Origin of the sequence: Acetobacter oryzifermentans (assembly GCF_001628715.1) — a bacterium.
GTDB classification, from domain to species: domain Bacteria; phylum Pseudomonadota; class Alphaproteobacteria; order Acetobacterales; family Acetobacteraceae; genus Acetobacter; species Acetobacter oryzifermentans.
In genome coordinates this window covers 2575210-2600857 of sequence record NZ_CP011120.1, presented here as the reverse complement: position 1 = coordinate 2600857, position 25648 = coordinate 2575210, and the positions used below count along the sequence as shown (strand labels likewise).

Sequence of the window (25648 nt, the reverse complement as noted above, 5' to 3'; positions counted from 1 at the left end):
GTTTTTCCTGCTACAGTTTTGTGACAAATCTGCTTTTACCCAGCTTTCTTGCGGGGGGTATGTTGCAGGAGACGGAGGCGTTCAGTATTCCTCCTCGCATCCGGCGGACGTTCGGAACGGAGAGCAGATGGAAATTTCCGCAAGGCAGCCCCTGCCCGCAACAAAAAAGAACCACCCAGCCGGAGGTGTTCGCACAGCAGATCCTTTCTTCAGGATGCTGGTGATAGCAACCGGTGTTGGTGTTCTGGTGGTGCTGGGGGCCATTATTGGTGTGATGGCAGTAGGGGGCTGGAAAGCCTTTGCTGTGTTTGGGCCTGAATTCCTTATATCTGCGGTGTGGAACCCCGTTACCCAGCACTTTGGGGCGGCGGCACCCGTTTTTGGCACTATTGTCAGCAGTGCGATGGCGCTTGTTGTGGCGGTGCCATTGGCTTTTGGGACTGCATTCTGGCTGGCAGCCCTTGCGCCTCCGGCAGCGGCGGCTTTTATTGGCATGGCTGTGCAGCTTCTGGCTGCTGTTCCTTCCATTATCTTCGGGATGTGGGGCTTTTTTGTGGTGGTGCCGTTGGTTGCCCACTATGTGCAGCCTACAGCGCGGCATCTGTTCGGGCATGTGCCTGGGCTTTCTGCGCTTGTGGCAGGCGCACCGTTTGGCACCGGCCTGTTCACTGCCAGCCTTATTCTGGCGATTATGATTACGCCTTCCATTACCGCCGTTATGCGGGATGTGTTTGTTTCCATGCCCACGGTATTGCGTGAAAGTGCCTACGGGTTGGGCGCAACGCGCTGGGAAGTTATGCGCAACGTGGTGCTTCCGTGGTCTCGGCAGGGTGTGATTGGCGCTGTTGTGTTGGGCATGGGCCGTGCCATGGGTGAAACAATGGCTGTGACCTTTGTTATTGGGGATAGCAACCATATTGGTTGGTCACTTTTTGCACCGGCCAACACCATTGCCTCTCTTATTGCTCTGGAATTTCCCGAAAGCCCGGCAGGGAGCCTGAAGCTGGCGTCTCTTATGGCGCTGGGGGCTATTCTGATGGCGATTTCGTTCCTGACACTCTGGTTCTCCCGCTGGCTTCTGGCCCGTGGGCAGAAAGCTGCGGGAGGTTAAGAATGGCCACATCACGTTCTCTGCTTCGGTCTGATCGTTCTGCCTCGCTTCTGTTGCGCAGAAAAGTGACCGACAGAATGGCAACCGGCCTGAGCTGGTTGGCCATGCTGATTGTTGTGTGTGTTCTGGGGTCCATTTTATGGACACTGTTTAAAAACGGGTTAGCTGGGCTAAGTATTAACCTGTTTATACATTCCATGGCCGCACCGGGCCAGAATGGCGGCCTGGCCAATGCCATTATGGGCAGCATTTTGCAAACCGGATTGGCAATTCTGCTGGGCACGCCAGCAGGTCTGCTGACAGGTATTTATCTGGCAGAATACGGCACAAACAGCGTGCTGGCGCGCACGGTGCGCTTTGTTTCTGACATGCTGCTTTCTGCTCCATCCATTCTGATTGGCCTGTTCATCTATATGGTGCTGGTGGCGCCTCTGGGACATTTTTCTGGTTATGCAGGCTCTCTGGCCCTTGCCATTCTGGCCATGCCGATTGTGGTGCGCACAACCGAAGATATGCTTTATCTGGTGCCCGTTGCCATGCGTGAGGCCGGTATTGCGCTAGGGGCTCCAAAATGGCGGGTGATCCTGTTTATCTGCCTGCGTGCAGCACGTGGCGGCATTCTTACAGGTGTGCTGCTGGCTGTAGCGCGTGTGGCGGGTGAAACAGCACCGTTGCTGTTTACATCACTGGGGAATTCCGAGTGGTCTGTTGATATGAATCGGCCCATGGCCAGCCTGCCTGTGGCTATCTACCAGTATGCAGGTTCAGCTTATCAGGATTGGATGCAGCAGGCTTGGACAGGTGCGCTGCTGGTTACACTTGGTGTGTTGATTATTAATATTGTGGTGCGGGTCGGAACCCGTGGAGGACGGACATGAGCATAGAGGTCCAAACGGAAACCGTTGCCGCAGAGCAGACAGTGACTGTTGCCGAGACAGAAAAAGATGCCCGCCCGATTGCTTTGCAAGTGCGGGATCTGAATTTCTATTATGGTAAGTCACACGCGCTGCACGATATTTCTCTTAATTTTCCCGAACGCAGCGTAACGGGTATGATTGGCCCTTCAGGGTGCGGTAAATCTACTCTGCTGCGTGTGCTGAACCGGATGTATGATCTGTATCCGGGGCAAAAGGCCACGGGTGAGGTGATATTTGATGGCCAGAATATTCTGGCCGCCGGAGTGGATCTGAACGTACTGCGCTCACGTATTGGCATGGTGTTTCAGAAACCCACACCATTCCCCATGTCCATTTACGATAACATTGCTTTTGGCATTCGGCTGCATGAGCGTGTTTCTCGTTCAGAAATGGATGGGCGGGTAGAAGATGCTCTGCGACGCGTGGCTTTGTGGTCTGAGGTTCAGGACAGGCTCAGCAGTTCTGCTACGGCTATGTCTGGTGGCCAGCAGCAGCGTTTGTGCATTGCCCGCACGATTGCCGTAAGGCCTGAAGTTATTCTGCTGGATGAACCCACAAGTGCGTTGGATCCAGTTTCTACCGCTCGTATTGAAGAGTTACTGGATGAACTGAAAACAGAGTTCACCATTGCTATTGTAACGCACAACATGCAGCAGGCTGCGCGATGTGCGGATCAGGTAGCATTTTTCTATATGGGCAAGCTGATTGAAGTGGACAGCACAGCGCGCATGTTCACAACCCCGCGTGAACAGCAGACGCAGGATTATATTACCGGCCGCTTTGGGTAAGCAGAAAGGAACACGTTATGGGAAACGAACCCGCACATACCGTTACCCGATACGATCAGGAGCTTGATCGACTGCGTGGAATTGTTGCCCGCATGGGTGGCTTGGTGGAACGCCAAACCGCGCAGGCTATTGCCGCAGTAGTGGATCAGGACGAAGAAGCCGCTATTGAACCACCCGAACTGGATACAGAGGTGGATGCGCTGGAGCGTGAGGCAGAAATGCTGGCGATCCGCATTCTGGCCCTGCGCGCACCAATGGCGGTGGATTTGCGCATGATTGTTGCTGTTCTGAAAATGAGCGGTGATTTGGAGCGTATTGGTGATTACGCTTCCAGTATTGCCCGCCGTGCCATGAAGGTGGAGCCGCTGGACGGTGCGTTTTCCTTCAGCCCGTTACGGGCAATGGCGCGTCTTGTTCAGGAAAATCTGCACAAGGCCATTGAGGCCATGGTGGAAAATGACAGCACCCGCGCCATGGAAGTGTGGAATGCAGATACCGCTGTGGATGAGCTGTATACAGCCATGTTCCGTGAACTGGTCACGTATATGATGGAAGATCCGCGTAAGATCGGCCCATGTATCCATCTTTTGTTTGTTGCGAAAAACCTGGAACGTATTGGTGACCACGCCACCAATATTGCAGAGCGGGTGTACTACGCTGTAACCGGCAATATGCTGCCAGCAGTGCGCCCACGCGGTGGCGCTGCCAGAAAAGACACTCATAAAGAGTCTTGATTGTATAAGATTAAAGGTTGGCGCGTATCAGCCTTTAAAGGTACGCGCTAATCCTTCCTGCAGATCTATGGGCTGCACGCCTAAAAAACGCTGCATTGGTGAAATATCGAAATTCTTGTTTTCAAGCAGGCGACGAATTTCATCTGGCCCGATTTCAGGTAACCCCGGAATCCGAGAGGTTACATGGGCGCACGCCATCAGCAATTTGGCAGGTAATGAAATAAATGGGCGCGGGCGTAATCCGCTGGCCTGTTCCACCAAAGTGACAAACTGTTTGTAGGTTACGGCGTTTTTTCCAGCAATAACAAGGCTGCGTGGGCCATGCCATGTTTGTGCAAGTGCGGCCAGAATACTGGCGGTTACATCTCCCTGCCAGATAGGCTGCACCAAAGCTGTTCCGCCATTTGGTAAAGGGATAACTGGCAAAAAGCGTAGGAGTGCAGCTAGGCGCTGCACATTATTTTCACCCTGAGCGCCATAAATCATGGTGGGATGTAAAATAATGCTGTCTCGCCCCGAGGCCATAAGGGCTTTTTCACCTAACAGAACGCCATTGCCGTGTGCATCGGGCCAATGTGTGAATTTACGTGTGCTGCCAAGACATACCAGTTTGGCAGAAGCTGGCGCAGCAGCCAGCAAGGCAGGGATATTACGCGCGTGCGCTGTGCAGACAATACGCGTGGCATCTACCAACACGGGTTTTAAAAGCTCGGTAGGGGCTGTCAGATCGGCAATGCGAATATTTTCTAACCCATCAGCCCGGCTGGCGTTACGCACAACCGGGATGATGGGAATACCCTGTGCCAGCAAAGCCTGACACACAGCTCGCCCAGAACGGCCTGAGGCTCCAATAACATGAACCGGACCTAGCGCAGGTTGAAGTGTATGAAGAGGCAGCATTACGGCGTATGCAGGGAAAGGCCAACCTGCTGCGCAATTTGTGGTGCCACACCCACAGCCCCTAAAGATGCCAGAACTGTCATGAGTGGGAGCGGGCGTTGCGGCTGGATATAGATATCCAACGGGCCTTTTTCAGGGTGTAGGGCATAGGTAAGTGCTTGGGTCAGAATTGGGTTATTGCCCTGCTTGGTCTGTTCCTGCCATGTGGCCAGCATATCGTGCAGGTTCATGTTGCGCGCCTTGGCCGCCTGATCCAATATTTTAGGCACAAGCCCATGATCCATATAGTTCATATGCATATGTAAAACCTGCATATCTGCGTTTGCAGCCACAACAGCGTGGGAACCTGCCTGCGCAAAATCTCCATCCAAATGCAGACGGCCCATTTGAGCAGCATCTATACTCAGTTCTTCAATATGCAGTTTGTCTGTTTTTAGATCATGTGTGTCGTTCAAAACCAGAGAGGCGTGTAGGCGATCATAACCCAGGGTGGGTAACCATGCGAGATTAGGCATGCTCGGCCAGAGTTCTGCATCCTGCACGCTGGAAACTTCCTGCTCAGCAGATTCGGATTTGCTGGAATGAGACAGAATCTTCACAGCGCGCAAAAGTGGGCTGTCGCCATCAATGGCAAGATGATCAATCTGGATATCGCGGGTGCCGTTGCGGGCAGTATAAGCCGCGCCGGTTGTAAGGCTATTGTACAACCCAGCCAGATCTAGGCCATCAATGCCAACATGGTCAGCAGAAACATGGCGGGCAGGGGGGACATCCGCAGAAAATTGCAGCTTTGTGGCCTCAAGATGCGAGGCCATGCTTTCTCCAAAATCATCTACTGTAACAGTATCAGCAGAGATATCGGATTGCAGGCTATCAATAAACCCGTGCAGCTTTGTGGCTTCTGCATGTTGGATAGAAAGCGTATGGGCTGGCGTGTGCACGTCTTCCTTTACCGGAAGCGTAACGCCTTCCATGGCCAATTTTGCCAGATGCAAACTGCCTGCCGTATCTGCCATCTGAAAGTTGCGGAAGGAAAGATGCTCGATAAGCGGAGACTCGGAGCCCTTGGTAACGGGTTTAGAAACCTCTGCTTCATCTGCCGTTATGGTTTCTGGCCCTTGGCGGAATACAAGGCTGGTAAATTTTACACTGCGCCCCAGCACACCGGGAGTGGCTTTTTTGTAGGTAAAAGAAGCATCAGGCCCCAAGGTTTGCCTAAAACGCTCTATGCTTTTGTCCAGCATAAGGTGTTCGGCATGGCGTGCACCAAGCCAACCAATGCCGCCTAGAATGGCAATGCCGGAAATCATGACCAGAACGTTCTTCTTCACCCGTTGGAAATCCTACTGTTTCGGGACACAAAACCAGCTTTAGTGCATGGCGGATGGGGCTGCAAGCGCTGGTACGGTAACATGTTACCTATAGAAAACCCCCTGAAAATACAGACATCAACGCAAACAATGCTTGACGTTTTGTTTTAGGCACCGCATAAGGCGCCATCTTGGATACACAACTGTTCTAGTATGGAATCAGTGTCATGAAGACCACCCTCTCGCTGAAGCCCGCGGAGGTGACGAAGAACTGGATCCTGATCGATGCCGAAGGTCTCGCTCTAGGTCGTCTCGCCGTCATCATTGCCCAGCGCCTGCGCGGCAAGCATAAGCCTCAGTTTACTCCGCATGTTGATTGCGGTGACCACGTTGTTGTCATCAACGCGGAAAAAGTTGCCCTGACAGGCCGCAAGGCTGATCAGAAGCTCTTCCACTATCACACCGGTTACCCCGGCGGCATCAAGGAACGCACTGTAAAGCAGCGCCTTGAAGGCAAAAATCCGGGTCAGCTGGTTGAAAAAGCTGTGGAGCGCATGATCACGCGCGGTCCGCTGCAGCGTCAGCAGATGCGCAGCCTGCATGTTTATGCTGGTGCAGAACACCCGCATGCTGGCCAGAACCCCCAGCAGCTTGATGTTGCGGCCATGAACCGCAAGAACGTTGTTAACGTGCAGAAGGGCTGAGCAGAATGTCTGAAACTCAGGAACGTACAGGCACGCTGGCCGATCTGAAGACCGTGGTTCCAGAAATTGCTTCTGATGCTCCGGTTTATGAAGCCAAGCGTGATGCGCAGGGCCGCTCCTATGCAACAGGCCGTCGTAAGGACGCAGTTGCTCGCGTGTGGATCAAGCCTGGCAAGGGTGAAATCACCGTTAACGGTCGCCCGGTTGGCACTTACTTTGCGCGCCCCGTGCTGCGCATGCTGTTGACCCAGCCTTTCCTTGTGTCTGACCGTTACAACCAGTTCGATGTGGTTTGCACCGTAACGGGTGGTGGTCTGTCTGGTCAGGCAGGTGCTGTTCGTCATGGTATCAGCCGTGCGCTGACACATTACGAACCAGAACTGCGCAGCATCCTTAAGGCTGCTGGCTTCCTTACGCGTGACTCTCGTAAGGTGGAACGTAAGAAATACGGTCGCGCCAAGGCTCGTCGTTCCTTCCAGTTCAGCAAGCGCTGATCTGTCAGGAAAAACGGTTTACCGTTTGGCAGAAACGGGTGGGGAAGCAATTCCCCACCCGTTTTTTTATGGTGTCATGAAAGTTTTGGCATCCTGCGCAAGTGCTGCGCGGCTGTCTGCCCGGATGTAAATCATATGGCCGCCGGGGTATGTGTGCAGGGCAATGCGGTTTCTGCCTACTGGAATATGCTCAGCCACCCAGCGGGATGAGGCAAAAGGGCAGACCAGATCATAATACCCGTTGGCAATAAAAACCCGCAGGGTTGGGTTAAGTGCCAGAAGGCGGCGGAGCGTCGGAATAGGGCGGACAATGGGGCTGCCACCATCCCGATAATCCCACTCCTCATTCACCTTCATGTTCAAAAGTGAATAGCTCAGTGATGTGCGGAAGTTCAGGCTGGTTGCGGCATATTGCTCAAATGCGCTGCCATAGGCACGGGTAAAGCCATCCAGAATGGGGTCAGGGCTTGCACCATTTTCCACACCTTCGGGGAACGGGTCAGCAATAGAAAACGTGCCGTCATACAGAGAATAAAGCCGCCCATTGCGGCTGCGCACATCATGGGCTTCTGGCTGCAGCATGCCGCGTTCTTTTGCCACCGTTTCAAGCGGTATGCCGGAATGCGTGGCAACGTCTTCGTAAAAATCCTGCGCGGCGTTTCCGGCAAGTGGTGCGTTGGCCAATGTGCTCAGGTAAGGGCCAATAGCGTAATGGTATGCGCTATCCAAATGCCCCGCAGCGTTTTCTGGTGTCAGTTTATGTTGGAGCGCTAGCTGAGATGCTTCTAAGGAAGGCAGGACAAAACTGGTTGCCAGAATATCGTTGGACGTATCCAGCAATGTCATATCCAGTGCAGGTGAGATCATGATGATCCCATTCACCAGAATATTCTGATCCTGCGCCAAGGCATCTGCCACCTCAATGGCGCGTAGGCCACCATAGCTTTCACCTACAAGATAGCGCGGAGAAATCTGGCGGTTATTGCTTTGCGCCCAAAGCTGAATGGCCTTGGCAAATGCGTGGGCATCTTGTTTGACGCCATAAAATGTTTTGGCAGCTTTTTTAGCATCTGTGGGGATAGACCAGCCAGTGCCGGGGGCATCTATAAACACCAGATCCGCCGCAGCCAGCCAGCTTTCTGTGTTGGGGGTAAGCTGGGCGTTGGCACCATCTGCCGGGTTGCCATTGGGGAAAGAAAGAATAGAGGGGCCTGCGGCACCCAGATGTAGGTATGCCGTACCTGCGCCGGGCCCTCCGTTAAAGAAATAGGCAACAGGCCGATGTGCCGGATCTACGCCATCCTGCGTGTAGGCAACGTAAAAAACACGTGCAGTAGGGGCGCCATCATCATCCCGTAAAGTCAGGGTGCCGGTATGGGCTGTGTAGGAGATCTTTCGCTTATCAAAAATGCCAGTGTGATGTGTGATGGCATCTTGCGGCAGCAGGGCGGCTGCATTGTGGAATGTATCTGTTTGGATTTGCGCTGGAGCGGGCCCCGTTACCGAGGGGGCGGCCTTGGCGGGCGGTGGTGATGGTTCAGTTGCGGCTATGGCTGTAGTGGAGAGGCTAAGGGCAACAGTCAAAGAGCCAGCAAGCTTTAGCTTGTTAAAATTTGGCCATTTTGCCGGGTGGAAAACAGGTTTCATCACGATACGCATGATCCTTGGTTCTGTCGAAAATACTTACCGCTATGCTGCGTCTGCAATCGTGTTCTCGCAAGGGCCGGGGTGGACTATTTTTTGCCAGAATTACATGTCTAAAAATTCATCAACGTTCCGCTTTATGTGGACAGGATTGAAGAAAGAATAGGTTATTATGCGATTTGTTCAGAAATTTGCGGTGATGAGTTTATCTGTAGCAGCTCTGGCAGGTACGGCATCTTTGGCACACGCTGATCCATGTTTGTCTCTAACAGGTTGCTTACAGCAGGATGCAAAAGATCAATTGAATGCAACGCGTGACAGCGTGCGTAATGATGCAAATAATCTGACATCTGGTTTCAGAAATAGTGGTCAGGCTGCGCGGGATCAGGTGCGAAATAGTTGGAACAACAGCACCGAAGCAACACGTGAGAAGCTACAGGCTCAGCGCGACCGTGTAACCAACGCGGAAAAGAATGTGCGTGACCGCTGGAATAACAGTGGCGAGGAAGCACGTGAGAAGCTACAGGCTCAGCGCGACCGTGTAACCAACGCGGAAAAGAATGTACGTGACCGCTGGAACAACAGTGGTGAGGAAGCGCGTGAGAAGCTGCAGGCTCAACGCGACCGTGTAACCAACGCGGAAAAGAATGTGCGTGACCGCTGGAACAACAGTGGTGAGGAAGCACGTGAGAAGCTGCAGGCTCAACGCGACCGTGTAACCAATGCAGAAAAAAATGTTACAGATCGTTGGAATAATGCGGGGGAAAATACGCGGAAGGCTTGGAAAGCTCAGAAAGACCGGGTTTCTTCCGACCTTCGGGATGCAACCACTCTACCGCCTTTGTAAGGCTGGCTTAAACGACATCAGGCCGCTACGTGCGGCCTGATGAGTTGATGCGTATAAAGTTTATTTCGGCTTACGCTTGCGGGAAGAATTGCTTTTGCTAGCGCCTTCCCGACGTGGTGCAAAAGAGCGACCACCTTTTGGTTTCCGATCAGCATAGGCTGGGCGAGATCCGCCACCGCCACCTTTGCGGGGTGCTGCTGCGGGTTCAACTGTAATTTCGTCCGGGTCCGTAGCAGAGGCGCAAGATGCAAACTGCTCGGCTTTATCTGGAGAAATTTCAACCAGTGTATGATCCTGCGTGATACGGATAGACCCGATATCCTGCTTTTTAATGTTCCCCAACCGGCACAGCATAGGCACCAGCCATTTGGGGTCTGCCCGATCTTCACGACCAACAGAAAGACGGAACCATTTGCCATCCATGGCGGGTGCGCGTTCTCTTTCGCGCACAGGACGGTTGGGATCACGCTCACGCGGGGCAGCACGGCGTGCATCTGGTGTGAGCACCCGCACGGAAACAGGGGCAGGCAGGCTTTTATGCCACAGGCCAACAAGGGCCGCCCCAAGTTGCTCTGGTGTGTGTTCGGCAGCTAGGCGACTGATCAGCGTTTGTGTTTCTGCATCTTCTGGTGCTGGGGCAGAAAGGAATGGCGCAGCCAAAAGGCGTTCGGCATCCGCAGTAGCAATAGCTGCCGGAGTAGGGGCACCGCTCCATTCTGCGGTTACCTTGGCGGCCTGAAGCAGACGCTCTGCCAATCTTCTGCGTGCTGGCGGTACCAGCAGTACACAAGTGCCTTTTTTGCCTGCGCGGCCTGTACGACCGGAGCGATGCAGCAAGGTTGCCGGGTTGGAAGGCAGGCTGGCATGGATAACCAGCCCCAAATCCGGAATATCAATACCGCGAGCGGCCACGTCTGTTGCCACGCATACACGGGCTTGGCCGTGGCGCAGGCTTTCTATGGCGCGGCTGCGTTCATTCTGTCCCAGATCACCTGAAATGGCGACGGAGGAAAAACCGCGTTCCGTCAGAATCGCCTGCAACTGGCGTACAGCTTCACGCGTATGGCAGAAAACGATGGCAGCGGAGGATTCCATCAGCCGCAGTACGTTTACAACCGTGCCTGCCATATCGCCCTGTTCTGTCAGAACGGCGCGGTAGGTAATATCGGCATGGGGGGTGTTTGTCCCCACCGTGTCAATGCGCAGGGCATCCTGCTGATAGCGGCGTGCAAGGGCTGCAATATCGCGGGCAATGGTTGCGGAAAACAGCAGGGTACGCCGCTCTTTGGGCATGGCGTCCAGCAGGGTTTCCAGCTCATCACGGAAGCCCAGATCAAGCATTTCATCTGCTTCATCCAGTACCACGGCTTTCAGGTGTGAAAGATCAAGTGCACCGCGGCGCAGATGGTCACACAGGCGGCCCGGCGTGCCCACAACAATGTGGCAGCCAGAGGCAAGGGCGCGGGCTTCCTTGCGGGGTTCCATGCCACCAACGCAAGAAACAATCCGTGCGCCGGTTTCGGCGTACAGCCATTCCAGCTCACTGCGTACCTGCAAAGCAAGTTCACGCGTGGGGGCAATAACCAGAGCAATAGGCGCGCCAGACGGCACGCAGCGGCCTGCATCATTCAGTAGCAGGTCAGCCAGCGTTAGGCCGAAAGCAACAGTTTTGCCAGATCCGGTGCGGGCTGAAACCAGCAGGTCGCGATTTTTGGCATCATCGGCCAGAACGGCGGCCTGAACAGCGGTAGGAGCAGTAAAGCCGCGTGCAGCAAGAGCACGAGCGAGAGGGGCAGGAGCATTCTGAAAAGGCATACAATCCGGATCCGGGCAACGGGAATAGAAATGCGAGATAAAGGTTCCTGCCCGGAAAAGCTAGTAGTTTGACGGCAGAACCCTGTACTGCATGATTTTATAGCACAGGAATTATGCGCTTTTACTGGAAAGGAAGATAGCGGAAATCCATAAAAACCTGGCTCATACCAGCACTTGGCGCGCCACCTAGCCCTTCCCAAGCCTTGCGGCGGGAATAAGCAAGCTGCAAACCGGCTTCCACAGTGCCGTAATGGCCCTTGAAGAAACGATACCATGCGCCAACGGTGGCTTCCATGACGCTGCGGGTGTTGCCTGTGCAGCCAAGGGTTGAAAGCTCGGTGGCCATTTCAACATTACAGCCGCTGTTATCAAACGATGGGTTGCCATACCCATAGGCAGAGCCATTGGCATTAAAGTAACGACGTCCAGCCTGCTGATACCCAAAGTAACCATACACATCGATAAGTTGGTTAGGATGGGCAATGATACCAGCCGTGCCTTGTATGGATGGAATTGGTGAGGGTTCACCTTTAGAATTAAGCGTGGCATCCGGCAGCAGCACAGACCCGTAACGGCCAATACCCACCCCAGCCAAACCAGCAAGACGCACCTCTACCTTATGCGGCAGAACTGGAAGGACAACAGAGCCACCACCACCACCAGCAATGGCAGTATGGTTGCGCCCGCCCCCAAGTTCAGAAACACGTGTATGAGGAAAGTGCAGAATGCCTTCAACTTCGTAGTGGCCCCAGTGTGGGTCCCATGCCAGTTTGCCAATAATGTCTGGAGCAATTTCGTTAGGGAAAAGGGCATTGTTGGTCAGGCCGGTGCCGTCATACCCTATGGTTGCAATACGCCCGTTTGGTAAGCGCACTTGCCCATCCGTCACACTGGAAAAGCTGTCAACATTATACAGCGTGGCCGAGTTTTCGATGGAAAGACCGGCCCACAGTCTGTGTTGGAAAAAGTCTTTTACAAACCGGAACTGTAGCTGCCGCGCCCATGTCTGGCCTGCCAGCATGGAGGATTCGATGGTGAGTGGTAGATTTTCCTGACGCGGAATAATACCCACGCGGCCTGGTGTGAGCATGCTCCATGCTTGCCCAGCCAGAAAGTGGAAGTTCAGAGCACTGTTATCGTAGGCCATATAAAGCTGGCGCATACGGAAAGTGTAGCTGTTACTTTCGTACGGATCTGTTGTGGAGGCGCCAGCCCCGAAGTCCATTTCGTAAAAGCCGGAAATGGTGGAGTTTTTATCTATGTTGCCGCGAGCCATAAGAGAAATGCGGCTGTAACGTGCGCTACCCTCAAAGTTGTCTGTATGGTAACGGGCATCCCCTTTGTAAGGCATGTCCGCCCAATAGTTGAAGGTGCCGGTGGAGGTATGGCGGTTTGATTCCACCGCTGCGGCATCCAAAAAACCACCCAAAATCAGGGTAAGCGGCCCAAGGTGGAACACCCCGTGGTCACCCAGCGCGCCAGCAGCCTGTGCGCCAGCAGTTTCACGCTGATGCGCGCCAACCTGGTTGTCTGCAATGCGGGCAATCATATCTTCTGCGCGATGCCCGACAACAGATTCCACTTCCGGGGTATCATTTTTGCCAGAAAACACAGGTTGTGCATCTGGGCCCATAGCATGGCGCAAGGAGCCGCCAGAACGCGTTGAGGCTGGCGCACTAATACCTGGATCAGTGGAGGCTGTGCTGGCAATTGTGCCATCCTGCATGGCAACGGTAACACCAGAGCCTGAACCTGAGTTGGCAACTGCGTGGTGGCTGCCAGAAACAGCCCTGCCCGTAGAGGAGTTGCCATTGCTGGCGTGTGCTGTGCCGCGCCGCTGGGCAATCTGCTTTTGCACGCTTACCAACGCTTTTTGCAATTCGTGCTGTTCGGCTTGAATGCGCGAAATTTGCTGTTCCAACGCATCAAGGGAGGCCGCATCATCTGCCGCGGCATAAGCCGGAAAAGCGTAATTCATGGCCATTCCGCCAGAAGCCAGCACAGTGCCCATGCATAGGCCTGTTTTAATATGATGTGCCATGCGGCAGGAAAACTGGCGGAAGATGCGCATTCGCTTTTCAAATATTGTTGAAGTGGTTCTTATATGAATGTGAACCATTTTCCTTGCCTTGCCGTAAAGAGCTCTCTCCTTAAAAAATAATTTCAGGGAAAAAAGATGTGCGTTAAGCACAGGCTTCGGTTTTTATTATGCTCTGTTTGGTAAAGGAATATTTTTATGGCCAAGATGATCCACAGCATGTTGCGGGTGTTGGATGAGGCACGATCCACACATTTTTATGCAGATACGTTAGGCATCAAACCTGTGGGTCGGTTTGAATTTGAGAGTTTTACATTGGTATATCTGGCAAATGATGAGCAGACATTTGAGCTTGAACTTACAATTAACCACGGGCGGACTGAGCCTTATAATTTAGGTGAGGGTTACGGCCATCTTGCCGTGTCTGTTGCAGATGTGCAGCGTGAACATGCGCGTATGGAAGCTGCCGGGCACCCGGTTACGCCGGTTAAAACGCTGGAAAACAAAGGCCATGTGGTTGGGCAGTTCTTCTTTCTGACAGACCCGGATGGTTATAAAATTGAAGTATTGCAGCGCGGTGCTCCGGGGCGCTTTGTGTAAGCACGTTACAATTATGCCAGCAGGGCGCGGAAAAGACTGATTTCCGGGCCTGTTGGCTGCTTTCTCTCATGGCATCGGCGCTTAAAGTGGCGTATAAGCCACAGCATGCTGACATCTTTCCGTAAAATGCATGGTCTGGGGAATGATTTCGTCATTCTGGACGAGCGTGGTGGGCATTTGCCCCTTACGCCAGCCCGTATTGCTGCCTTGGCGCATAGGCACCGTGGCATTGGGTGTGACCAGTTGGTAACGTTGCGTCCGGCCTGTGCGGAAGGGGCAGACGTTTTTGTGCGCTTTTTTAATCCCGATGGATCAGAGGCAGGCGCGTGCGGAAATGCATCACGCTGTGTGGCTGATCTGATCTGGCGTGAAACGGACAACAGAACGCCTGTGCTGCAAACGCGTGCTGGGCGTTTGCCTGCACGGATAGAAGAAAACGGGCTGATTACGGTAGATATGGGTGAACCTCGCCTGAACTGGCAGGATGTGCCTTTGGTTGCGGAAATGGATACGCTGCATCTGCCATTGGAGGGTGATCCCGCGGCTGCATCTATGGGGAACCCGCACGCAACGTTTTTTGTGGAAGATTTTGCGCGTCTCTCCCAAGGGCAGGCGCTGGAGCATGATCCGCTTTTTCCTGAACGGGCCAATATTGGGTTTGCGCGTATTGATGGATCTGCACGTATGCGGCTTAAGGTGCATGAACGTGGAGCCGGTGTGACGGAGGCCTGTGGTTCTGGCGCATGTGCCGCGGTGGTGAATGCGGCGCGGCGCGGTTTGGTAGAGCGTGTGTGTGAAGTCGAGCTGGATGGTGGTATTTTGCAGATTGAATGGGCACCAAACAATCATGTGCTCATGACAGGCTCTGCAACAACAGCTTTTGAAGGGACGGTTGATCTGGCCGCGTACCCGGAATGAGCAAGCCGGAAATTCTCACATTTGGCTGCCGTTTGAACACATGGGAAAGTGAAGTGATGCGTAATCACGCATCTTCACTGGATAATGTAATTATCGTGAACACCTGTGCCGTTACGGGAGAAGCAGAGCGGCAGGCGCGACAGGCTATTCGTCGGGCGCATCGTGAAAACCCGGACGCTCGTATTGTGGTTACCGGGTGTGCTGCCCAGATTAACCCCGAAAGCTGGAGTGATCTGCCCGGCGTAGCCCGTGTGTTGGGGAATGAGGAAAAGCTAAAGGCCGAAAGTTGGTCTGCCGCTGCTTTGTCTCAGCCGCTTGCTGTATCCGATATCATGGCGGCCAAGGAAACCGCCGCGCATCTGGTTACTGAATTTGCAGGCCGTACACGGGCCTTTGTGCAGGTTCAGCAAGGGTGCAATCATCGGTGCACGTTTTGCATCATTCCGTTTGGACGCGGGCCTTCCCGGTCTGTACCAGTTGGTGCAGTGGTGGAGCAGGTGCGTGCTTTGGTGCAGTCTGGGTATCGGGAAGTCGTGCTCACCGGGGTAGATATGACATCCTGGGGGGAAGATCTGCCCGGCAAACCGGTGCTTGGTCAGCTTTGCCGCCGTGTGTTGCGTTTGGTGCCAGAGTTGGAGCGGATGCGTCTGTCTTCGGTTGATCCGGTAGAAATTGACGAGGATATCTGGCAGCTTCTGGCAGAAGAGCCGCGTTTTATGCCGTATCTGCATCTTTCTTTGCAAGCTGGGTCAGACCTTATTCTTAAACGTATGAAGAGGCGGCATTTGGTGGCCGATGCGGCGCGGGTGGTGGAACGTGCCAGAAGCTTGCGGCCAGATATTGGAATTGGTGCTGATATTATTGCGGGCTTTCCAACAGAAGACGAATCGCTGTTTGAAGAAACACGCAATTTTCTTGCTCAGCAGGCGCTGCCGTATCTGCATGTCTTTCCGTATAGTGAACGCCCAGGAACGCCTGCTGCGCGTATGCGCGCGGTGCCTGTGCCCGAGCGCAAGGCACGTGCTGCGCAGTTGCGGGAGGTGGGGGCGGTTTCTGCCGCCCGGTATTATGAAAGTCTTATAGGTCAGCCGCTACGTGTGCTGATGGAAACCCCCACAACCGGCCATAGTGAACAGTTTGCGCCAGTGCGGCTTGCGCAGGGTGAAGCCGAAGTGGGGGAAATTATAACCCTTCAGCCCACAATGGCCGATAAGGCCGGGCTGGTGGTGGAAAGGATCTGAGATGGCGCTTGGTTTTTTCTCTCGTCTCAAGCAGGGCTTGTCGCGTTCCACCCAAAAACTGGGTGGGGGGATTACGGGCATTTTCACCAAGCGCAAGCTGGATGACGAAGCGCTGGAAGAGCTGGAAGACCTGCTGATTACAGCAGATATGGGCCCGGCTGTTGCAGAGCGTATTATCGAATCCTTCCGTTCCTCCCGTTTCGGAACCGAAGTGACGGATGAGGAAATCCGGACAACTTTGGCAGACGAAATTGCCGCGATTCTTAAGCCCGTTGCAAAGCCTTTTGAGCCTGATCCAGAACACAAACCCCATGTTGTGCTGGTGGTAGGTGTGAATGGCGTAGGTAAAACCACCACTATTGGCAAAATGGCCCGCTTTTTTACCGAAGAAGGTAAGAAGGTGATGATGGTGGCGGGTGATACCTTCCGCGCCGCTGCTGTAGAGCAGTTGCAGATCTGGGGTGAAAGAACGGGTTGCCCGGTTATTGCCGGTCCTCCCGGTGCAGATGCGGCTGGTCTGGCCTTTGAGGCACTTAAGCGCGGTAAGGCGGAAGGGGCTGATCTGCTGTTTGTAGATACGGCTGGCCGCTTGCACAATAAAAGTGCGTTGATGGAAGAACTTGCCAAGATTATTCGCGTCATGCGTAAGTTCGATGAAACAGCACCACATTCCGTGTTGTTGGTGTTAGATGCCACAACTGGCCAGAATGCCGTGGAGCAGGTGCGTGTGTTTCGCGAACTTGTGAATGTGACCGGTTTGGTCGTGACAAAATTGGATGGTTCTGCCCGTGGGGGCATTGTGGTGGCGCTGGCTGATCAGTTTGGGTTGCCTGTGCATGCTGTGGGTGTAGGTGAACAGGCAGAAGATCTGCGGCCGTTCTCCGCTGTGGATTATGCGCGCGGTTTAGTGGGTGTGACGGACACAGTCTGATTTTTTGTGGGGAATTATGATGGAAAAGACAGATTTTGATGCATCTACCCATCATGGTTTCTTGACAGGATATGACAGCCCCGTTAGCAAGCGCCTGCACCCCTCTGAAGGGGCGAAGAATGAGTAAGAACGGTAACGATTCCTTTGATGCTCGGCTAAAGGCGGCAGAACGCCGCTCCGGTCTGGAAAAAAAGGAAGATTCAGCCGAGAAAGAAGATGCTGTAGAGCAATCTCTTCCTGGGTTGGCGCTAAGAGCTGGGGCAGAAATGCTTTCAGCACTGATAGTGGGCGTTGCCATTGGGTGGGAGCTAGATCACTGGCTGAAAACCCGGGCAGTTTTTCTCATTATTTTCGCACTGATGGGCGGAGGTGCTGGCGTGCTGAATGTTTGGCGGCTGGTCAAGTCGATAGACGGTAAGTAAGAAGCTGTAATCCGGATATGATTCGGATGCGGTAAAGGGTTTTAGGAGAGCGGTTGTGGCGGGCGGTTCCAGCATCAACGTACTTGAACAGTTTGAGCTTCATCCCGTTCTTGGTGGGCTGGGCGAAGCATTGCGTTTCAGCCAATCCCCCCTGTACATGATTGTGGCAGTGTGTCTGGTTCTGGCATTCCTGTATTTTGGTATGCGCCCAGCAGCGGTGGTTCCCGGGCGTTTGCAGGCCGCAGCAGAAGTTTGTTACGAATTTATTCATAACATGGCGGTTGATACGATCGGGCCAGAAGGCACGGCTTTCTTCCCATTCATCTTCACGCTGTTCTTCTTTATTCTGGCCGGTAACTATATTGGTCTGCTGCCGTTTTCCTTTACGTTTACCAGCCATATTGCTGTAACCTTTGCGTTGGCCATGATGGTGTTTGTGCTTACGGTTATTGTCTCCCTTAAGGTGCAGGGGCTGCATTTCTTTGCGCACTTTATGCCGGAAGGCGCTAGCCCATTCCTGGCTCCGCTGCTGATCCCGATTGAAATTCTTTCTTTTCTTTCGCGTCCTGTCAGCCTCTCCATCCGACTGTTCGCCAACATGGTTGCCGGGCATGTCATGTTCGATATTTTCGCAAGCTTTGTTGTCATGCTCGCCGGTTTTGGTGTGGTGGGTGACGTGTTTGCGGTTGGGCCGATTGCCATTAACGTGGCACTGATGGCTCTTGAGTTGCTTGTTGGTGTGTTGCAGGCCTATGTGTTTGCCATTCTAACGTGCATCTACCTGCGGGAGGCCGTGGCTCACTGAGGAGCTGCTTTGCCCGTTTCGTTTGAACTGTACTTGAAACAAGGAAGTGACTGATATGGACATCGCTGCAGCCCGGGAAATCGGTGCAGGTATCGCCGTGATCGCCCTTGCCGGCGTTGGTATCGGCCTCGGCAACATCTTCTCCACGCTGGTAAGCAGCATTGCGCGCAACCCGGCTTCCCGTCCGCATGTGTTCGGTCTGGGTATGCTCGGCTTTGCTCTGACAGAAGCTATCGCTCTGTTCGCGCTGCTGATCGCGTTCCTGATCCTGTTCGTCTGAGAAAGCTTTCAGGAAAGAGGAGAACATTCCTGTGGGTGTGATTAAGAAGATGCTTCGTGCCGGTCTGTTCGCAACGGTTTCCGGTGTGTCTCTTCTGGCCGTTTCCGCGCCTGGTGCATATGCCACGGGAATGCCTCAGCTAGATTTTGCCAACCCCCTTGTAACCGGTCAGGTTATGTGGGGCGCGGTAATTTTCTTCGTCTTTTATATGGTGCTCAGCAAAGCCATGCTGCCCGGTATTGCCCGGGTGCTGGAAGACCGTAGCAAGCGTATTTCCGGGGATCTGGAAATTGCACGTGCGGCCAAGCAGGATGCCGATAAAGCTGTTGCTGAACTTCAGCAGGCCCGTAAAGATGCTATGGCAGAAGCCCAGGCGCATCTTGATCAGGTTCTGGCAGAAGAACATAAAGCAGCCGAACAGCAGATGCAGGAAATCAACGCGCGGGTAACAGCAGAAATTGCTGATGCCGAAAAACGCGTGGCTGAGGAAAAAATGCGTGCATTAAGTGCGCTTAAAGAAATTGCGGGTGATACCACGCAGGCTCTGGTTCAGCGTCTGACGGGTATTGTGCCTGATGCTCAGCTTGTTGCCCAGAAGGTTGAAAGCGCTTCGGCGCACAGCACTATCTGACCAGCTCCGGGGGAATTTTCGTCATGTCTGGCATTTTTCACGAAGCGGGTTTCTGGGTCGCTGTTTCGTTTGTTCTGTTCTTTGTGCTGGTTGGTAAAAAGATTTGGGGGCCTATTGCCACCATTCTGGACAGCCGCGCCAACCGTATCCGTGAAGAACTGGATGAAGCTGCCCGCTTGAGAAGAGAAGCAGAGCAGATGCTAGAAGATGCCACGCGTGATCGTGAGCAGGCACTGGCAGAAGCCAAATCTTATGTGGAGCAGGCTCATCAGCAGGCTGCCGAAATGGCCCAGAAAGCACGCGCAGAGGCAGAAGCCGCTGTGCAGCGCCATGAACAAATGGCACGTGATCGTATTGCTGCTGTAGAACGTGCTGCTATTAAAGAAGTGCGCCAGCTTGCAATTGATGTGGCTGTACAGGCTGCCAATGGTGTTATTCCTCAGACGCTTGATGAACAGAAAGCCGCAGGGCTTGTTGATCAGGCGCTGGCTGGTTTGCCTGCCGCTCTTGCGCGCAAGGCAGCCTGAAACATTATCAGCTGAATGGTGAAGATGTGACAGGTCTGGTTTCAGCCGCACCGTCACAGCATAACGATGCTCAGTTCGTACTGAGCATCGTTATTGCTGTTTTGGATGAACAGGATAACCTGCCACAGGTTTGCCGAGAATTAGCCGAGGCCATGCAGCAATTGCCTGCGGCCGAAGTTGTTTTTGTGGATGACGGCAGCCAAGATCAAACCGTAGAAGTTTTGCAACGCTTGCGGGATGAGTGTTTGCCGAACTTGCGTATTCTTTCTCATGATCGGCGTTGCGGTAAGTCTGCCGCGTTGCGTACAGGCATTACAACTGCCCGAGGGACTTGGATTGCCACAATTGATGGCGATGGCCAGGATGATCCGCGTGAACTTGGTAAGTTGATTTCCCTTGCGCAGGCACAGGCTACCAAGGGTAGGCCACCGCTTGTTGTAGGGGTGCGCACGCGCCGTAAAGATGATTGGTCTCGCCGGTTTGCAACACGTTTCGCTAACGGGCTGCGACAAAAATTACTAAATGATCAGTGCCCGGATACAGGTGCGCCGATCAAAATTTTTCAGCGAGCAGACTTTCTGCGCTTGCCGCAGTTTGAAGGTTTGCATCGTTTTCTTCCGGCATTGTTTGCATCTTACGGTGTGCCGTTGGTGTGTCACCCAGTTACACACAGGCCGCGTTTGCATGGGCAGTCTAAATATACCAACTTCAATCGTGCTGTCGTTGGGGTGCGGGATCTGCTGGGCGTGATGTGGTTACGGAATCGCACACATCTTCCAAAATCGATTCGTGAATGCTGAAGCAGAAAAACGGTCACCAACCACTTTCTATTAAAGCCCTGCTGCTCTTAGGCCTTGCTGCTTTTTTGCTGTTTTTGCCGGGACGGGCCGTTACGCCACCATTCGATCGGGATGAACCCCGATACATGGAAGCCACGGCGCAGATGCTAGAATCGCACAACTTTGTAGATGTGCGCTTTCAGGACAAACCACGTTATTTACAGCCCGCTGGTATTTACTGGCTGGAGGCTGCTGCTGTTTCTCTTACAGGCATGCAGCATCAGCGGGTTGTATGGCCGTATCGCATTCCCTCGCTTTTGGCCATGTCTGGTGCCGTTGTTCTAACGGCGCTTATTGGCTCCATGCTGTTTGGAGCATCGGCCGGACTTGGTGCGGGTTTGCTGTTTATGGCTTCTGTTCTGGTGGCAGCAGAAAGCCGGATGGCTACGATCGATTCCTGCTTGTTGCTTACGGTGCTGCTGGCCCAATTGGCGCTAACAGGTGCTTTGCGAGATTGCCAGCAAGGCGTGGCCACACCAGTCAAACGGGCTTTGCTGTATTGGGGCGCTATTGGCTGCGGCTTGATGTTGAAAGGGCCGGTCATTCTTATCCCATCTCTTGCCACACCACTGGTGTTGGGGATGCTGGAGCGGGATTTCGGTTTGTGGCGCAGAATGCGTCCGGCATGGGGCTGGCTTTTGTCTGCTGCTATTCTGGTGCCGTGGTGTGTAGCTATTGGGGTTGTGAGCCACGGTGAATTTTTTCGGAATGCTGTTGGCACCAATTTTTTAGGCAAAGTGGCTTCCGGGCAGCAAGCGCATGGGCTGCCGCCAGGTTACCATCTGCTGGTTTTCCTGCTGGCGTTCTGGCCTGGATCGTTTTTCGCTGCGTGCGTGGTGCCCTTGGTTTGGCATGCGCGTAAGCAAGAGACTGTGCGCTATTTGCTGTGCTGGATTATGCCGCATTGGCTGGTGTTTGAAGCTATTGCTACAAAGCTTCCGCATTACGTGCTGCCTACTTATCCAGCTATTGCCATTCTTACAGCCGCGTTTCTGGTTCAGGGTGGGGATGTATGGCGCAATTGGCCTGTTCGTGTTTGGGGCAAGGTATTGCTAGGCATTTATGCTGTTGCATGGGCTTTGGTAGGTATTGCCTTGGCGGTTGCCGGTCCAACGCTTGTTTGGGTGCTTGAACACCAGATATCTGTAGCAGCAATTGTTTTGGCTGTGGGTGTGTTGCCGCTTGTTGGTCTTTCTGCGTGGTACATTACGCGTGCGCGTTTGCAGCAGGCAGCGTTAAGCAGTGTGGCTGCTGCCGTACTGCTTTATGTGGGGCTGTTTACAGTTGTTGTGCCGCAGATTCAGAGCATCTGGTTGGCACCACGCCTGACAGCACTGGTGCAGGCACACCAACCATGTGCAGAGTCGCATGTTGTTTCAGTGTCATTTTCTGAACCCAGTCTGGTCTTTCTGCTTGGGGGCAAAGTGCTGCTAACAGGCGCAGAAAATGCGGCATCAGCCATGAAGGCAGATGCAAAATGCACGGTCGCGCTTGTTGATAAGCGAGATATCTCAGTATTTATGGCAGCGCTGGGGAATAAAGCGAAAGATGCCGTCAGTCTGGGCACTGTAGGTGGAATGAATTATTCTAACGGCCGCCATTTGCTTATAAGTTTGTACAAGCTGAATACGCCACCAAAGTAATAAATCTGTTTGATTGGGTGGATATAAAACGCAATTCTACAGCATAATGCAAAAGCGTATTCAGTATTTTGGGAAGTGCAAAAGGAAATGCCCGCTGGCGGATTCGAACCACCGGCCCCATCATTACGAATGACGTGCTCTACCAACTGAGCTAAGCGGGCACATTTTGTTTGCGGGGCGGTGACTATCATGATCCCCATGCCTACGCAAGGAGAAATTGCAATTCACCCGGTGACTTGAACAACAACAAAACGGCATTTCTGGCTTTAAGCAGGGGTGCCATTCTGTTTTGAGTGTGACGGAACGGTTTTTTCGTTTTAAGAACTATCCGTATGAATATGTCGCAGTTATTTGGCCTGGTGCGGGAGGCCCTTAATCCCGGGCAGAATGTTCCGGTTGATGAAAAGCGGCATGTTCGGCTTGTGCAGGGTATTGTTGAATGCCCCTGTTGTGGCCATTACCAGCACCTTTCAGAGCTTAAGCCCGGAACACAGGCACGGTGTTGTCGGTGTGGGCAGTTGCTGGATCGGCGTAATCGTACCTCTCCTATCGCAACGCCATTGGCCTTTTGCATCAGTTCGGCATCTCTCTACCTGGCCATGCTGCTTTCCACCTTGATGATGTTGGATCTGTATGGGCGGGAGAGAACCGTAGATATCCTTACCGGCCCGATAGAATTACTGCATGAGGGCTGGGGCGAAATTGGCGTGTTGGTGGCAATAGCCACCATTATTGTGCCGGGGCTTGTTATCAGCATGATGATGCTTGTGCTGGTGGGCGCGCTTCAGCCCAAGCTGCCGTTCTGGGTGCCGCATCTTCTGAAGTGGTATGAACGTTTACGCCCGTGGTCGATGGTGGAAGTATATATTCTGGGCGTTTTCGTGGCCTATACCAAGCTGTCAGATATGGCTTACGTACAAGTTGGGGCAGCGGTCTTTCTGGTTGCCTCACTTATGGTTACCATGTCTGCCACAGATGCCACTTTGGATACGGAACTGATTTGGCGACGCAGGCAAACAGATACCAGTTTGCGGCGGATGGATAATCAACGTGTGCGTCTGACCTGCGAAGAAATCGGGCCGGATGATCAGATCCCACCAGCCAGCCATATGGTATCCTGCCTTTCTTGCTCTGCGGTGCTGGTGTTTGATGAAAAGTTGGATCAAACAGCTCCACTGGGTTTTTGCCCACGCTGTGGGCATGTGTTGCGGCAACGCAAGCCAGACAGCATTGCCCGCACTGTGGCGCTGCTTGTTTCTGCGGTGGTGTTTTACCTGCCTGCCAATATTTACCCGGTTATGACCGTTATCCGGCTGGGTGCGGGAACAGGGCATACTATTGTGGAAGGGGCCATAGAGCTGTGGGAGAGCAACATGATCCCGCTTTCCCTGTTGGTACTTTTTGCCAGTGTGCTGGTGCCCGTTCTTAAAATTATCGGGCTGATGTTTATGGTGATCAGCACCAAGTGCCATTCTGCACGAAATCTGCCTGCTCGATCCAGACTTTACAGGCTGGTAGATGTTATCGGGCGCTGGTCTATGATTGACGTGTTCATGGTTTCCATTCTGGTGGCTATGGTGCGCTTCAGCAGTATGGCCAGCATCAGCGCCAATGGTGGTGTGGTATGTTTTGCCGCCGTAGTGGTGCTGACAATTTTTGCAGTGCATGCATTTGACCCTCGGCTGATGTGGGATGCAGCGGGCAAAAACGGCGATACGGCCCCAGCCGATGCCGGGCAAAATTGTCCGGCAAAAATTGAGGCCGCTGCATATTGGGACAACATGGAGCCGGACAGGGCGTGAACGGACACAGTCATAATCATTTCTCTCCTCCAGAAGGGGAAAGTGCTCAGGATGCTCTGGTAAGGCGCATTCGGTTTTCCATTATCTGGATTATCCCCATTGTTTCCGTACTGATTGCGGGCTTTCTGGTCTGGCGCAGTTTTATGGATAACGGGCCAGAAATTACCGTTGTATTTGATACGGCAGATGGTTTGACCAGCGGCCAGACACAGGTGAAAAACAAATCTGTGGTTTTAGGTACGGTGGAAGATGTTTCGCTGACTGATGATCTGCGGCATGTCAAAGTGCGTATCCGTATGAACAAGGGTACGAATGATATGCTTACGGATAGCGGCCGGTTTTGGGTTGTGCGTCCGCGTATCAATGGGGCCAGCATTACCGGTTTGGAAACCCTGATGTCTGGTGCGTATATTGCGTTTGATCCTGGCCTGAACAAAAATGGCCACCCGGCAGGCAAACGCACCACAACGTTTGAAGGGTTGGAAGCGCCCCCGGGTGTGCGGTCTGATCAGCCGGGCCGTATTTACACGCTGGTAGCGGGTAATATTGGGTCTATCGGGCAGGGCGCCCCTGTTTTCTTCCGTGATGTGGATGTTGGGGAAGTGCTGGGGTACACCATGCCACCCGGCGGCCGCGGCCCGGTGATGATCCAGATTTTTGTGCGCGACCCTTATGACCATTACCTGAACACCAATTCCCGCTTCTGGAATGTGTCTGGCGTTAAGGTTGGATTTGGTGCCGGTGGGCTTAAAGTGCAGCTGCAATCCTTGCAGGCTTTGTTTTCTGGTGGCGTGGCTTTTGGTTTGCCACCTGTTGCAGAAAGCCGCATGCACCCGGCATCAGAGGCTCCGGCTAATACGGTGTTCAAGCTGTATGACACGCATGAGGATGCAGATAATGCGGGCTACCGTGAGCGCGTGCCCCTTGCTACTTATGTGATGTCTTCTGTCAAAGGTCTGGATGTTGGCAGCCAGGTGACGATGTTTGGGATTCAGGTGGGGAATGTAACCAGTGTAAAGCTGGACCTAAGCTCCAACCCCGGGCATCCGCGCGTACGTATTGGCATGGAAGTGCAGCCTGAACGTGTGCTGTCTTCGGCTGAGCTACGGAATAATAATCTGACAGACATGTTCCGCACTTTGGTAGCGAACGGCCTGCGTGCCTCAACAGATAGCGTGAGCTTTCTGACGGGTGAGGGGATGATTTCCCTCAACTTTATCAAGAACCCAGCGCCCGCTACAACCAGCATGGAAGGCGCAACGCTGGTTATTCCAAGCCAAGCTGGTGGTATGGGCGGGATTATGGATTCCCTGTCCACCATTACATCTCGTTTGGCCGCGATGCCATTTGAACAGATTGGTACAAACGCCAATAACCTGCTAGCCCATGCAGATCAGACACTGGTGAGCCCAGACGTAAAGCAGTCTCTGGTTGGGTTGCGGAATTCCATGCAGAACCTGCAGGCTCTTACAAAGGATCTGCGCAACGGCATGGCACCGTTGAGCAAGCGTCTACCAGAAATGGCACAGCAGCTTGATCAAACCCTGCAAAATGCCAACCGCTTGCTGGCCAGTTATGGCGGCAACAGTGATTTCCATCGCAATCTGCAATCCATGGTGGTGCAGTTGGGGCAGACAGCGCGCTCCCTGCGTTTCCTGTCAGACTTCCTGACCAATCATCCTTCCGCACTGCTTTCAGGACGATAAG

25 protein-coding genes and 1 tRNA gene are annotated in these 25648 nt (G+C 53.4%); 20 read left to right on the top strand and 6 right to left on the bottom strand.

Going from position 1 to position 25648, the window contains the following annotated elements; genetic code table 11:
- The first annotated feature begins 127 nt into the window (after positions 1-127).
- The 4 genes from pstC to phoU are packed head-to-tail and all read left to right on the top strand — an operon-like array spanning position 128 to position 3550.
- The gene (pstC, locus tag WG31_RS12280) at positions 128-1111 is read left to right on the top strand and encodes a phosphate ABC transporter permease subunit PstC (protein ID WP_063354702.1); all 984 of its coding nucleotides are present in this window, start codon (positions 128-130) and stop codon (positions 1109-1111) included.
- A 2-nt stretch (positions 1112-1113) separates the two neighbouring features.
- A complete protein-coding gene (gene pstA / locus WG31_RS12275) occupies positions 1114-1989 on the top strand; it encodes a phosphate ABC transporter permease PstA (protein WP_063354701.1) in 876 nt (291 codons plus the stop codon).
- Positions 1986-2816 carry a phosphate ABC transporter ATP-binding protein PstB gene (gene pstB, locus WG31_RS12270; RefSeq protein WP_063354700.1) on the top strand — a complete coding sequence of 277 codons (831 nt, stop codon included), beginning with the start codon at positions 1986-1988 and terminating at the stop codon, positions 2814-2816. Before pstA ends, pstB begins: the two co-directional genes overlap by 4 nt.
- A gap of 17 nt (positions 2817-2833) precedes the next feature.
- Entirely contained in the window at positions 2834-3550 is a 717-nt protein-coding gene (phoU, locus tag WG31_RS12265; protein ID WP_006115060.1) for a phosphate signaling complex protein PhoU, read from the top strand.
- 27 nt (positions 3551-3577) lie between these two features.
- Here the strand turns inward: phoU and WG31_RS12260 are convergent, their stop codons facing one another.
- Both WG31_RS12260 and WG31_RS12255 read right to left on the bottom strand, forming a co-directional pair.
- Positions 3578-4450 carry an NAD(P)H-binding protein gene (locus WG31_RS12260; protein ID WP_063354699.1) on the bottom strand — a complete coding sequence of 291 codons (873 nt, stop codon included), beginning with the start codon at positions 4448-4450 and terminating at the stop codon, positions 3578-3580.
- On the bottom strand, positions 4450-5781 hold the full coding sequence (locus tag WG31_RS12255; RefSeq protein WP_063354698.1) for a hypothetical protein: 1332 nt from the start codon (positions 5779-5781) through the stop codon (positions 4450-4452). The genes WG31_RS12260 and WG31_RS12255 overlap by 1 nt, the downstream gene beginning before the upstream one ends.
- Before the next feature lie 206 nt (positions 5782-5987).
- On the opposite strand from WG31_RS12255, the gene rplM reads away from it, so the two are divergent.
- Together rplM and rpsI are read left to right on the top strand one after the other, a co-directional pair.
- Positions 5988-6464 (top strand): 50S ribosomal protein L13, encoded by a 477-nt coding sequence (rplM, locus tag WG31_RS12250; protein WP_006115057.1) that lies wholly within the window; start codon positions 5988-5990, stop codon positions 6462-6464.
- A 5-nt stretch (positions 6465-6469) separates the two neighbouring features.
- A complete protein-coding gene (gene rpsI, locus WG31_RS12245; protein WP_003624653.1) occupies positions 6470-6958 on the top strand; it encodes a 30S ribosomal protein S9 in 489 nt (162 codons plus the stop codon).
- A gap of 66 nt (positions 6959-7024) precedes the next feature.
- On the opposite strand, the gene WG31_RS12240 is transcribed toward rpsI, so the two are convergent.
- Positions 7025-8617, bottom strand: a complete 1593-nt coding sequence (locus tag WG31_RS12240; RefSeq protein WP_063354697.1) for a S10 family peptidase — start codon at positions 8615-8617, stop codon at positions 7025-7027.
- 184 nt (positions 8618-8801) lie between these two features.
- Between WG31_RS12240 and WG31_RS12235 the strand changes: the two genes are divergently transcribed.
- Positions 8802-9449, top strand: a complete 648-nt coding sequence (locus tag WG31_RS12235) for a hypothetical protein (protein ID WP_231621206.1) — start codon at positions 8802-8804, stop codon at positions 9447-9449.
- A gap of 60 nt (positions 9450-9509) precedes the next feature.
- Here the strand turns inward: WG31_RS12235 and WG31_RS12230 are convergent, their stop codons facing one another.
- Positions 9510-11264: a DEAD/DEAH box helicase gene (locus WG31_RS12230; protein WP_006115408.1), complete on the bottom strand. Its 1755-nt coding sequence runs from the start codon at positions 11262-11264 to the stop codon at positions 9510-9512.
- Between the two features lie 121 nt (positions 11265-11385).
- Positions 11386-13455 (bottom strand): hypothetical protein, encoded by a 2070-nt coding sequence (locus tag WG31_RS12225; RefSeq protein WP_063354696.1) that lies wholly within the window; start codon positions 13453-13455, stop codon positions 11386-11388.
- Between the two features lie 45 nt (positions 13456-13500).
- Between WG31_RS12225 and WG31_RS12220 the strand changes: the two genes are divergently transcribed.
- The 11 genes from WG31_RS12220 to WG31_RS12170 all read left to right on the top strand — a co-directional run bounded on the left by WG31_RS12220 (position 13501) and on the right by WG31_RS12170 (position 22139).
- On the top strand, positions 13501-13902 hold the full coding sequence (locus WG31_RS12220; RefSeq protein WP_063354695.1) for a VOC family protein: 402 nt from the start codon (positions 13501-13503) through the stop codon (positions 13900-13902).
- Between the two features lie 105 nt (positions 13903-14007).
- Entirely contained in the window at positions 14008-14820 is an 813-nt protein-coding gene (gene dapF / locus WG31_RS12215; protein WP_063354694.1) for a diaminopimelate epimerase, read from the top strand.
- On the top strand, positions 14817-16061 hold the full coding sequence (gene mtaB, locus WG31_RS12210; RefSeq protein ID WP_063354693.1) for a tRNA (N(6)-L-threonylcarbamoyladenosine(37)-C(2))-methylthiotransferase MtaB: 1245 nt from the start codon (positions 14817-14819) through the stop codon (positions 16059-16061). The genes dapF and mtaB overlap by 4 nt, the downstream gene beginning before the upstream one ends.
- A gap of 1 nt (position 16062) precedes the next feature.
- The gene (ftsY, locus tag WG31_RS12205; RefSeq protein ID WP_063354692.1) at positions 16063-16992 is read left to right on the top strand and encodes a signal recognition particle-docking protein FtsY; all 930 of its coding nucleotides are present in this window, start codon (positions 16063-16065) and stop codon (positions 16990-16992) included.
- A gap of 119 nt (positions 16993-17111) precedes the next feature.
- Complete coding sequence (locus WG31_RS12200; protein WP_063354691.1) at positions 17112-17414, top strand: AtpZ/AtpI family protein; 303 nt, start codon at positions 17112-17114, stop codon at positions 17412-17414.
- A gap of 55 nt (positions 17415-17469) precedes the next feature.
- A complete protein-coding gene (locus WG31_RS12195; RefSeq protein ID WP_063354690.1) occupies positions 17470-18219 on the top strand; it encodes a F0F1 ATP synthase subunit A in 750 nt (249 codons plus the stop codon).
- Between the two features lie 55 nt (positions 18220-18274).
- The gene (locus WG31_RS12190) at positions 18275-18499 is read left to right on the top strand and encodes an ATP synthase subunit C family protein (protein ID WP_003624142.1); all 225 of its coding nucleotides are present in this window, start codon (positions 18275-18277) and stop codon (positions 18497-18499) included.
- A 49-nt stretch (positions 18500-18548) separates the two neighbouring features.
- Complete coding sequence (locus tag WG31_RS12185; protein WP_063354979.1) at positions 18549-19130, top strand: F0F1 ATP synthase subunit B family protein; 582 nt, start codon at positions 18549-18551, stop codon at positions 19128-19130.
- A gap of 23 nt (positions 19131-19153) precedes the next feature.
- The gene (atpF, locus tag WG31_RS12180; protein ID WP_006115398.1) at positions 19154-19657 is read left to right on the top strand and encodes a F0F1 ATP synthase subunit B; all 504 of its coding nucleotides are present in this window, start codon (positions 19154-19156) and stop codon (positions 19655-19657) included.
- A gap of 26 nt (positions 19658-19683) precedes the next feature.
- Positions 19684-20457, top strand: coding sequence for a glycosyltransferase (locus WG31_RS12175; protein ID WP_063354689.1), 774 nt, complete (start codon positions 19684-19686; stop codon positions 20455-20457).
- Positions 20451-22139, top strand: coding sequence for an ArnT family glycosyltransferase (locus WG31_RS12170; RefSeq protein WP_063354688.1), 1689 nt, complete (start codon positions 20451-20453; stop codon positions 22137-22139). Before WG31_RS12175 ends, WG31_RS12170 begins: the two co-directional genes overlap by 7 nt.
- 88 nt (positions 22140-22227) lie before the next feature.
- On the opposite strand, the gene WG31_RS12165 is transcribed toward WG31_RS12170, so the two are convergent.
- Positions 22228-22300 (bottom strand) — tRNA-Thr (locus WG31_RS12165).
- Between the two features lie 171 nt (positions 22301-22471).
- Between WG31_RS12165 and WG31_RS12160 the strand changes: the two genes are divergently transcribed.
- Positions 22472-23941: a paraquat-inducible protein A gene (locus WG31_RS12160; RefSeq protein WP_063354687.1), complete on the top strand. Its 1470-nt coding sequence runs from the start codon at positions 22472-22474 to the stop codon at positions 23939-23941.
- Positions 23938-25647 (top strand): PqiB family protein, encoded by a 1710-nt coding sequence (locus WG31_RS12155; RefSeq protein ID WP_063354686.1) that lies wholly within the window; start codon positions 23938-23940, stop codon positions 25645-25647. Before WG31_RS12160 ends, WG31_RS12155 begins: the two co-directional genes overlap by 4 nt.
- Position 25648 lies beyond the last annotated feature (1 nt).